Annotated in this window: 9 protein-coding genes; 5 read left to right on the forward strand and 4 right to left on the reverse strand. The window is 74.8% G+C overall.

Annotated features, from left to right (window positions below; genetic code table 11):
* From HMPREF3099_RS12175 to HMPREF3099_RS10515, 3 genes are all read right to left on the reverse strand, one after another.
* Nucleotides 1-426: thiamine pyrophosphate-binding protein (locus tag HMPREF3099_RS12175; RefSeq protein ID WP_371327538.1), on the reverse strand; the 426-nt coding region annotated here is incomplete at its 3' end.
* Nucleotides 423-1,904, reverse strand: coding sequence for an HNH endonuclease signature motif containing protein (locus HMPREF3099_RS10510; RefSeq protein ID WP_070705924.1), 1,482 nt, complete (start codon nt 1,902-1,904; stop codon nt 423-425). The genes HMPREF3099_RS10510 and HMPREF3099_RS12175, both read right to left, overlap by 4 nt.
* 204 nt (nt 1,905-2,108) lie before the next feature.
* On the reverse strand, nt 2,109-3,752 hold the full coding sequence (locus tag HMPREF3099_RS10515; RefSeq protein WP_070705926.1) for an AMP-binding protein: 1,644 nt from the start codon (nt 3,750-3,752) through the stop codon (nt 2,109-2,111).
* A 240-nt stretch (nt 3,753-3,992) separates the two neighbouring features.
* Between HMPREF3099_RS10515 and HMPREF3099_RS10520 the strand changes: the two genes are divergently transcribed.
* Genes HMPREF3099_RS10520 through HMPREF3099_RS10540 form a run of 5 tightly spaced genes read left to right on the forward strand, consistent with a single transcriptional unit; the run spans nt 3,993 to nt 9,500 of the window.
* Nucleotides 3,993-5,204, forward strand: coding sequence for a hypothetical protein (locus tag HMPREF3099_RS10520; protein ID WP_083323716.1), 1,212 nt, complete (start codon nt 3,993-3,995; stop codon nt 5,202-5,204).
* Nucleotides 5,204-6,901 (forward strand): ABC transporter transmembrane domain-containing protein, encoded by a 1,698-nt coding sequence (locus tag HMPREF3099_RS10525; RefSeq protein WP_070705928.1) that lies wholly within the window; start codon nt 5,204-5,206, stop codon nt 6,899-6,901. Before HMPREF3099_RS10520 ends, HMPREF3099_RS10525 begins: the two co-directional genes overlap by 1 nt.
* Nucleotides 6,898-7,380 carry a hypothetical protein gene (locus HMPREF3099_RS10530; protein ID WP_070705930.1) on the forward strand — a complete coding sequence of 161 codons (483 nt, stop codon included), beginning with the start codon at nt 6,898-6,900 and terminating at the stop codon, nt 7,378-7,380. Before HMPREF3099_RS10525 ends, HMPREF3099_RS10530 begins: the two co-directional genes overlap by 4 nt.
* Nucleotides 7,361-8,830 carry a sensor histidine kinase gene (locus HMPREF3099_RS10535; protein ID WP_070705932.1) on the forward strand — a complete coding sequence of 490 codons (1,470 nt, stop codon included), beginning with the start codon at nt 7,361-7,363 and terminating at the stop codon, nt 8,828-8,830. The genes HMPREF3099_RS10530 and HMPREF3099_RS10535 overlap by 20 nt, the downstream gene beginning before the upstream one ends.
* Nucleotide 8,831: 1 nt before the next feature.
* The gene (locus HMPREF3099_RS10540; protein ID WP_070705934.1) at nt 8,832-9,500 is read left to right on the forward strand and encodes a response regulator transcription factor; all 669 of its coding nucleotides are present in this window, start codon (nt 8,832-8,834) and stop codon (nt 9,498-9,500) included.
* A 48-nt stretch (nt 9,501-9,548) separates the two neighbouring features.
* Here HMPREF3099_RS10540 and HMPREF3099_RS13130 read toward each other — a convergent pair whose 3' ends face one another.
* Nucleotides 9,549-9,701, reverse strand: coding sequence for a hypothetical protein (locus HMPREF3099_RS13130; RefSeq protein ID WP_168168521.1), 153 nt, complete (start codon nt 9,699-9,701; stop codon nt 9,549-9,551).
* Nucleotides 9,702-10,062: the final 361 nt, after the last annotated feature.

Genomic DNA, 10,062 nt, shown 5'->3' on the forward strand with positions numbered 1-10,062 from the left:
CGCGCCGGGCGTGCCGAGGTCGACCGCGAGCCGCACGTCCCGCAACAGACCCGGCTGGTGGGTGGTCTGGTTGGCCCCGGTGCCCCGCAGCTCCGGCGGCCGGTCCGCGGTGAGCGCCAGCAGCGGCACCCCCTGGTGGTGGGCCTCCAGCACCGCCGGGTGGAGGTTGGCCACCGCGGTGCCCGAGGTGGTCACGACGGGAACCACCCGACCCGAGGCCACAGCGAGGCCCAGGGCGAGGAAGCCTGCCGTGCGCTCGTCGGTGCGGACGTGCAGGCGCAGCGGCACCGCGGGGTCGGCGTCGGTCGCGGCCAGCGCGTACGCCAGCGGGGCCGACCGCGACCCCGGACACAGCACCGCCTCGGTCACGCCACAACGCACGAGCTCGTCGACCAGGACGCGGGCAGCAGCGGTGGAGGGGTTCACGCGGCCCATTCTGGACTCCTGCCCCCGTCGCCCCGACGCCCTGGTGGCGGGCCCGGTGGTCTTCTCCGCAGGCGGACCGTGGCCCGCCCCTCGGCGTCCCGGGTGACCACGTGCTCCACCAGTGGGTCCTCGACCATCCGGTTGTGCCGACCGCACAGCGGGATCGCGTTGGCCAGGTCGGTCCGGCCACGGCCCGCTCCCGTGCGCCCCGTCCCAGCAGGACCGTCACCCCTCCGCCCGGACCAGCCATCCACGTGGTGCATCTCCGTCCAGGCGAACGGCCGATCGCAGTCCTCGGCCGCACAGCGCGCGTAGAGGTGGGCCAGCGCCATCCGCTGCGACTCGGTGAAGAACCGGCGCTGCGTGCCCAGGTCGAGCGGCAGCGACTCCCCGCCCATGACGGTGGGGACGATCCCCGCCTGGGCGGCGATGCGCCGGACCTGCCCCGCCGAGACCTTCTCCCCGACGTCGGTGAGGCCCGCCCGGTCGGTCTCACCCCGGAGCGTCGCCAGGTCGGTGGACACGATGACCGTGTACGCCGTCCGCCCACCGAAGTGGTCCGTGGGCAGGTGGTCGATGAGCTCGGCGAGCGCCTGACCCCGCTCGGCGGCCCGGTCGCGAGCGTTCTCAGGGGCCCGGTCGCGAGGCGGGTCAGCCACCGGCGCACCGTCGACTCCCTGCCCGGGAGCACCCTGCCGACCACGCCCCTCGGCACCCGCACCGGGCCGTACCCGCCGCCGCGGGCCGCTCAGCGAGGCCAGCACCTTCTCCAGCAGGCGCCCCTGCAGCGTGGGCACGGAGAACCTGCCGTGCGAGACGCCGTCCGGGCCGTGGTGGATGGTGAACGACGCCGCCTCGTGCGCGGCCCGCTCCTGGCCGCTGAGCAGCTCGTCCTCGTGGGCGTCGACTATCTCCGGCGGCACCGGCAGGGCAGCGAGGCACCGGCGTCCCTCCTCCCGGACGGACCGAGGGGACAGCCGCGTGGCCTTCTCCACGAGATGCCGCTCGACGCGGCGACGGTCCTCCGCGGTCACCCACTCCGGCAGGTCCCGCAACGCCTGCGCGACGGATCGCGCGTGCTCCGGCGTGATGGTCCCCGCGTCCAGCGCCTCCGCCGTGCACTCCTGGCCCGGCTCACCCGGTGCCAGCACTCCGCTGCCGAGCTCCTCCGCCAATCGTCCGGCCCGCGCCGCCGTGGGTCCGTCCAGCCGCCCGCCCCGTCCGAGGAACTGCCCCTCGTCCAGGTGGTGGGACCGGCCGGCCTCGCGCTCCCGGCGGGCCAGCCCAGCGATCCGCAAGCGCACCGCCTCGAGCCGGTTGCGGGCCCGGAAGACCTCATCGTCGAGCGCTCGCAGCTCCTCGACGGCCACGCCCGGGCCGTCACCGAGCGCCGCAAGCTCCGCCAGCACCCCGTCGAGCTCCCGGTGCACCGCAGCCACCCGTTCCCGGGCACCGCGCAACGCCGGCACAGCCCCCATCGGACCGCCACCGCCCTCCGTGATGCGTGGTGCCACCGTGCCTCCCCAGGTCCCACCCGCCAGACCCCCGTCCGACGCGATGCACCAAGAGTAGTACATGTGAGCCAATATCCGCAGACCCTCACCCGAACATGTGGACGAGCACCCGCCTGCACCCGGCCACCCGCCCGGCCCTGTGGACACCCGCCCACAGGGCCGCCCGCCTCAGCGCTTCTCGAGCCCCAGGATCGCCAGCGCCTTCTCCCGCATCTCCACCTTGCGCACCTTGCCGGTCACCGTCATCGGGAAGGCCTCCACCACGTGCACGTAGCGCGGGATCTTGTAGTGCGCCAGCTGCCCGGTGCAGAACTCCCGCACCGCGTCGGCATCCAGGCCCTCCGCGCCCTCACGGAGCACCACCCAGGCCATGAGCTCCTCGCCGTACTTCTCGTCCGGCACGCCGATCACCTGCACGTCCTGCACCGCGGGGTGCTGGTACAGGAACTCCTCGATCTCCCGCGGGTAGATGTTCTCCCCGCCACGGATCACCATGTCCTTCATGCGCCCGGTGATGGCCACGTACCCGTCCTCGGCCATGACGGCCAGGTCCCCGGTGTGCATCCACCGCGCGGCGTCGATGCTCTCGGCGGTCTTCTCCGGCTGCTCCCAGTAGCCCAGCATCACCGAGTACCCGCGCGTGCACAGCTCACCGGTCTCACCGCGGGGTACCGGCCGCCCGGTCACCGGGTCCACCACCTTGACCTCCACGTGCGGCATGACGCGTCCCACGGTCTCGGTGCGGTGCGCCACGTCGTCGTCGGACATGGTCATGAGCGACACCGGCGAGGTCTCGGTCATGCCGTAGCAGATGGCCACCTCGGCCATGTTCATCTCGTTCATGACGCGGCGCATGATCTCCGCCGGGCAGGGCGAGCCGGCCATGATGCCGGTGCGCAGGGCCGAGAGGTCGAACTCCTCCTCACCCTTGTCGAGCAGCCCCAGCTCGGCGATGAACATGGTGGGCACGCCGTAGAGGCTGGTGCACCTCTCCTCGGAGACCGCGCGCAGCGTGGCCACGGGGTCGAAGGCCGGGGCGGGGATCACCATGCACGCCCCGTGGCTGGTGGCCGCGAGGTTGCCCATCACCATGCCGAAGCAGTGGTAGAAGGGCACCGGCAGGCAGATGCGGTCGGCCTCCGTGTAGTGCACGCGCTCACCCACGAAGTACCCGTTGTTGAGGATGTTGTGGTGGCTGAGGGTGGCGCCCTTGGGGAATCCCGTGGTGCCGGAGGTGTACTGGATGTTGATGGGGTCGTCCGCGCCCAGCTCGCCCTGGCGCGTGGCCAGCGCCGCGTCGTCGATGCCGTCGCCCGCCGCCACGAGCGCGTCCCAGGACTCCTCCCCGATGAAGACGACCTCCTCGAGCTCGGGGATCTTGGCCCCCACACGCTCCACCATCGCCTTGTAGTGGGACGTCTTGTGCTCCACGGCGCTCACCAGCCAGCGCATGCCGGACTGCCGCACCACGAAGTCCAGCTCGTGCTCGCGGTAGGCCGGGTTCACGTTGACCAGTACCGCGCCCACCTTGGCGGTGGCGTACTGCAGCAGCGTCCACTCCGCGCAGTTGGGGGACCAGATGCCGATGCGCTCGCCGACGCCCAGCCCCCGGGCGAGCAGCCCCTTGGCCAGGCGGTCCACGTCGGCCACGAACTCGGCGTAGGTCCAGCGGCGCCCGGTGGCGCACTCGACGAGGGCGTCCCGGTCGCCGAAGCGGGCGGCCGTGGCGTCGAGGTTGTCACCGATGGTCTGGCCGAGCAGCGGCAGCTCCGAGGTGCCGGAGACGTAGGAGAGCGCGGCGGGAGCGGGCATGGGTCCTCCTGAGGACGTGAGGGGCATCACAGTGGGGACCACTGTGCCACGGCCACCGGGACCGCACACCGCCCCGTTGCCGGGCCGTGACCGGCTCCCCAGCGGGCGCGCCCCTGCATGAGGGGATCCTCATCCGCGGCTCATGGCGCCCTCACGGCCGGCTCCTAGCGTGCAGGGCACCGCCTCCCGCAGGCACCCCTCCCGGCACCGCGCGTGCCGGCCGACCGAAGGAGCACCCCCGTGACCGCCACCCTCGAGACCGCCCCCACCCTCGCCACCCCGCCGACCACCGGCCACCCGGAGCGCACCACCCCGTCCGTCGACCTGGTGGCCGGCATCGCCCCGGTGGCCGGCGACCCCTCGGCGGCCACCCGCCCCACCAGCTCCACGACCACACCCGTGGACGCCGCCCGCCTGCGCGCCGCCAAGGTGGCCTACACCACCCGTCACCTGGCTGCCCGACTGGCCGAGGACGCCGAGGACCTGCACCTGCTGGCCGGCGCCGACGTCGCGCCCCGCGCCGGCGACGTGGTGCTCGCCCGCGTCGTCTCGATGGGCCACCACAAGAAGGTGCCGGGCGCCGGCGGCCGCCGCCAGACCCTCTACCCCGGCGACGAGGTGCTGGTGGCCTACGGCGACCGCTACGCCCCCGACCAGTTCGAGGCCGTCGTGCCCGGCTCGCTGGCCCACACCCACCTGGCCGCCGCCGGTGGGCTGGCCGCCGACGTGGTGGAGCGCCACGGCAGGACCGAGGCACCCACCGTCCTCGAGCCGCTGGGGCTGCTGGCCCAGGCCGACGGCCGCCGCATCACCCTCCGCGACGTGTCCCCCTGCGCGGTCTCCACCGAGCCGACCCCCACGCGCCGCGACACCGCCACCCGCACCGTCGTGGTGCTGGGCAGCTCCATGAACGCCGGCAAGACCACCGTGGTGGCCAACATCGTGCGCGGCCTGAGCCGGGCCGGGCTCACCGTTGCCGCGGGCAAGGCCACCGGCACCGGCGCGTGGGGCGACCCGGGGCTGTTCACCGACTCCGGTGCCGCCAAGGTGCTGGACTTCACCGACTTCGGCTACGGCAGCACCTTCCGCCTGGACCTCGAGGAGACCGGCCACCTGGTGCGCTCGGTGCGCGACGAGCTGGCCGCCGACGCCCCCGACGTGGTGGTCGTGGAGATCGCCGACGGCCTGTTCCAGCGCGAGACCCACCACCTGCTCCACGACGGCTCGCTGGCCGACGCCGACGGCATCGTGCTGGCCGTGGGCGAGGCCCTGGGGGCGGTGGCCGGCGTGCGCACGCTGCGCGAGGCGGGCCTGCCGGTGGTGGGCGTCTCCGGCGCGGTGACCGCCTCCCCGCTGGCCTCCCGCGAGGCCGCCGCGGTGCTCGACCTGCCGCTGGTGGACACCTTCACCCTCTCCGAGCCGGAGACGGTGCGCGCCCTGCTGGGCCTCTGATGCGGGTCCTCCCCAGCACCCGTCTCCCCGGGGAGGAGCAGAGCGCCCGCGACGCGGCCGCCGAGCTCCCCCCGGTGTGGCACGGCGTCCGCCGCACCCACCTGGTGGGTCTGGTCCTGTGCGGCCTGCTGCAGTCGGCGGCCGCGGCCGGCATCGCCTGGTTCACGCCACAGCTGCTGGGCGCCCCGGACGCCGCTGCGCGCACCGCCCTGGCCGTGGGGCTGATCGCGGCCGCCCTGGCCGTGGGCGCGATGCGGTGGGCCGAGTGGGTGCTGGCCGAGATGCTGGGCCAGCACTACGTGATGGAGGTGCGCCGCCTGCTGGTGGGCACTGCCCTGCGCCCGGGACGCCACGCCCACCTCGGGGTGCTGGTGGCCCGCACCACCAACGACCTCTCGGCCGTCCGGTCGTGGATCGCGATGGGGATCGCCCCGTTGGTCTCGGGCGTGCCGCTGCTGGCCGGCGTCGTGGTGGCGCTGTCGCTCATGGCCTGGGAGCTGGGCGTGGCGGTGGGCGCTGCGCTGCTGGCGATGGGGGTGCTGCTGCTCGCCCTCGCCGGTCCCGTGCTGCGGCGCAGCCGGGAGCTGCGCCGACGCCGCGGGCGCATGGCCTCCCACATCGCCGACACGGTGCAGGCCGCCAGCGTCATCCGCGCCGCGGGAGGCGAGGAACGGGAGGTCCGCCGGGTCGAGGAGCACAGCGAGAGGGTGCACCACCTCGCCGTGCGCCGGGCCCGGGCAGCCGGCGTGATGCGGGGCGGGGCCGCCGCGGTGGCGGTGGTGGCCATGGTGCTCGCCGGCCTCACCGCCCCGTGGACCGACCTGACCCCCGAGCGCTTCGCCACGGCCCTGCTGCTGGTGGGCCTGGTGTCCACCCCGGTGCAGGACCTGGGCCGGGTGGGCGAGTACCGCCAGGGGCACTTGGCCGCGAGCCTCGTGCTGGCCAGGGCCCTGCGCCGTGGTGAGCCGGCCCCCGTCACGGAGGCGGAGCGCCCTCGCCGACGGGGCAGCGCCCGCGGTCTGCTGCACCTGGGCGACCTGCAGGACCGCTCGGGCACCCCGCTCCCGGAGCTGCTGGCCGCCCCAGGGAGCCGTGTGCACGTGCGCAGCGCCGACCCGGAGCGCACCGCCCACGTGGTGGACCTGCTGGTGGGTGACGAGGCCCCGGCCGACGGGTGGGCGCAGCTGGACGGCTGGGACCTCACGGCGGTCGACCCGCGCCGACGCCGCCGCCTGCTGGGCTATGTGGCCGCCGACGCGCCGCTGGAGCAGGGACGCCTGTCGCGCGCCGTGCGCTACCGCCGCCCGGACTCCGACGACCCCATCGACCCGGTGCTGGCGGCCGTGGGCCTGGACGAGGTGGTGGCGGCGCTGCCGAGGGGTGAACGCACCACCCTGCGCCGGGGCGGTGAGCCGCTGGACCGCGAGCAGCGTGTGCTGCTGCAGCTGGCCCGCGGCCTGTACGGCGCACCGCGCCTCCTGGTGCTGGACGGGGTGGCCGACCGCCTCTCCGGACCGGCCCTGCAGCAGGTGCACCGTGCCCTGGAGAACTACCCCGGCGTGGTGCTCTCCGTCGGGGGCGACCACCCACCGGGCTGGCCCACCTGGGACCTGGACAGCCCCACCCCCCTGTCGCTCGTGTCGGCCTCGCACGGCACCATCCCCGAGAACGCCCTCCTGCCCGGAAGGACCCCGTGAGCAAGTACCTGCCCGCCCTGTTGACCCTGGTGCTGCTGGCCGTGGCCCTGCCCCTCCTGGCGATGGGACTGCGCACGCCCGGCGCCCCGGACACCACCGACCTGGGGGAGGTGCCGGCCCCGGCCGCCACCGCCCCGTCGGACTCCGCTCCCACCCCGTCGGACTCCACCTCTCCCTCCCAGCCGGGCGGCACACCCCCGAGTGCTCCCTCGCAGGACGCCCCGTCGACCCCGGCACCGAGCGCCTCCCCCTCGACCACGCAGGGCGCCCCGGACGCCGCGCCCCGCCCCACGTCCACCGAGCCGCGCACGGTCCCCCCGACGGTCACGCGGACGGTGCAGCCGCCGTCCGACCCCTCACCGACGCCGCCCGCCCCCACCGGCGACGACGCGGACGACAACGACGACAACGACGACGGCCAGGACGACCAGGACGACACCGCCGACGACCAGGACGACGATGACGACCTCGACGACTGACCGCCACCCGCGCCGGCTGGGGCTCCGCGGCCGCATCGTCCTCTCGATGGTGGGCATCGTCGCCCTCGCGCTGGCCTCCCTCATCGCCCTCACCTACGGCCTGGTGCGCGCCGACAACGCCACCCGCGCCAACGAGGACGTGGTGCAGGAGCTGCGGGAGTTCCGCCAGTTCACCCAGAACGGCGTGGACCCGGAGACCGGCGAGCCCTTCGCCGACCCCGAGGGCCTGCTGGAGACCTTCCTCTCCCGCCAGCAGCCCAGCTCCGCCGAGCTCATCGTCGGGCGCACCCAGGAGGGCCAGGTGCTGCAGGTCTCCGGCGCCTCGGTGGGCGACACCCGCCAGCTGCTGGCCGACACCGCGCTGTGGCACGACATCCGCTCCGGGGACTCCGGTGTGGTGGAGACCCCGCTCGGCGAGGCGCGCTACGGCAACGCCACGGTCACCGTGGGCGGCTCCCGGGGCACCCTCACGGTGCTGGCCCTGCCCCACCGCAACGACGAGGTGCTCACCGCGGTGGTGCGCCGGGCGGCCCCGGTCGCGCTGGTGGCCCTACTGCTCACCGGGGTGGCCGCCTGGTTCCTGGCCGGGCGGGTGCTCACGCCGCTGCGCCGGTTCCAGGGCACCGCCCAGGAGATCTCCGAGCGGGACCTCACCCGCCGCCTCGAGGTCTCCGGCAACGACGAGGTGGCCGACCTCGGCCGCACCTTCAACGGGGTGCTCGACCGCCTCGAGGAGGCGTTCGCCTCCCAGCGCCAGTTCGTCGACGACGCCGGGCACGAGCTGCGCACGCCCATCACCATCATCCGCGGCCACCTGGAGCTGATGGGGGACGACCCCGTCGAGCGCGAGGAGACCCTGGCCCTGGTGACCAGCGAGCTCGACCGGATGAGCCGGATGGTGGCCGACCTGCTCACCCTGGCCAAGGCCGACCGCCCCGACCACGTGCGCCGCAGCCCGCAGGACGTGGCCGCCCTGACGCTGGAGCTGGACTCCAACGTGCAGCGCCTGGGCCCGCGTGACTGGGTGCTCGACGAGGTGGCCGAGGGCACCGCGGCCGTGGACGGCCAGCGGCTCGCCCAGGCCGTGCTGCAGCTGGCCCGCAACGCCGTCCAGCACACCGCCGAGGGCGACCGGATCCACCTGGCCTCCCGCTGGGTGGAGCGCGAGCCCGGTCGCTGGTTCCTGGAGCTCGCGGTGACCGACCACGGGCCGGGCGTGCCAGCAGGCCAGGAGCAACGGGTCTTCGAGCGCTTCCACCGGTCCGAGGGGGCCAGCCACCACCACCCGGGTGCGGGCCTGGGACTGCCCATCGTCCGCGCCATCGCCGAGGGGCACGGCGGCACCGTGGAGGTCAGCGAGACCCCCGGTGGCGGTGCCACGTTCACCCTCTCGGTGCCCACTCCCGGCCACGTGCCGACCACCCACGACAGCCCGGACGAGGACGCCTGACATGCCGCACATCCTGATCGTCGAGGACAACGACCGCATCGCCTCCTTCCTGGAGAAGGGCCTGCGCTCCGCCGGCTACCAGACCGAGGTGGTGGCCGACGGCCGCTCGGGCCTCACCCTGGCCCTGCACGGCGGGTTCGACCTGGTGGTGCTCGACCTGGGTCTGCCGGGCCTGGACGGGGCCGAGCTGCTGGAGGCCCTGCGGGGCCAGGGCGGCACGGTGCCGGTGGTGGTGCTCACCGCCCGCGACAGCGTGGAGGACACCGTCTCCGCCCTGGAGGGTGGCGCCAACGACTACATGACCAAGCCCTTCCAGTTCGCCGAGCTGCTGGCCCGGGTGCGCGTGCGGCTGGCCGACCGCACCGAGTCCGCCTCCACCGGCGACGGGATGACGGTGGAGGCCGGCGGGCTGGTGCTCGACCACCGCACCCGCGAGGTGCGCGGCGACGGTGTGGACCGGGCGTTGACCACCCGCGAGTTCGGGCTGCTGGCGGAGTTCATGCGCCACCCCGGGCAGGTGCTCAGCCGCCAGCAGCTGCTGGCCGAGGTGTGGGGCGTGGACCACGACCCGAGCTCCAACGTGGTGGACGTGTGCGTGCGCCAGCTGCGCTCCAAGGTGGGCGCCGAGCACATCGAGACGGTGCGTGGGGTGGGCTACCGCTTCCGCTGAGCCGTGGACACCCCCGTCCGAGCGGGGCAGCGGGCCCTGCGCTGATCCTCAGCCTGCCAGCACCTCGGCGATGCCGTCGCGGCACCCGCGCGCGAACTCGGCACAGTCGGTGCCCGTCGCCTCCGAGGACTCCTTCCCCTCGATCCAGCGGTGCACGGCCCAGGCGAAGGGGTACCCCTCGTCGGGCTCCCCGGCGACCACCGGTTCGGGCACCTCCACCGGCCGGGCGCAGCGGCAGGCCGGCCCATCGCGGCGCCTGACGATCCAGCAGGCGGCGGACGTCGGCCTCGGTCACGGGGTGCTCGTCGGCGTGCAGGGTCATGGCTCCCAGCGAACCCGGCCCCGCCCCGGCGCGGCGCGGCAAGCGACATTCCCACCCCTCTGGTCCCCGGCACCCCGTGGCCCGGCCTCCGACGCACAATGGCCCCATGGCTCTCCCCCCCGTCCAGCTCACCCACCTGCCCGCCGGCGACGGCCCGGCCCTGGCCCTGCACGGCGGCGCCGGCGTCGACCCGGCATCGCTCACCGACGAGCAGGCCCGCACGGCCACCGCGGCCCTCGA

The sequence above is a fragment of the Kytococcus sp. HMSC28H12 genome (assembly GCF_001816045.1).
Classification (GTDB): domain Bacteria; phylum Actinomycetota; class Actinomycetes; order Actinomycetales; family Dermatophilaceae; genus Kytococcus; species Kytococcus schroeteri.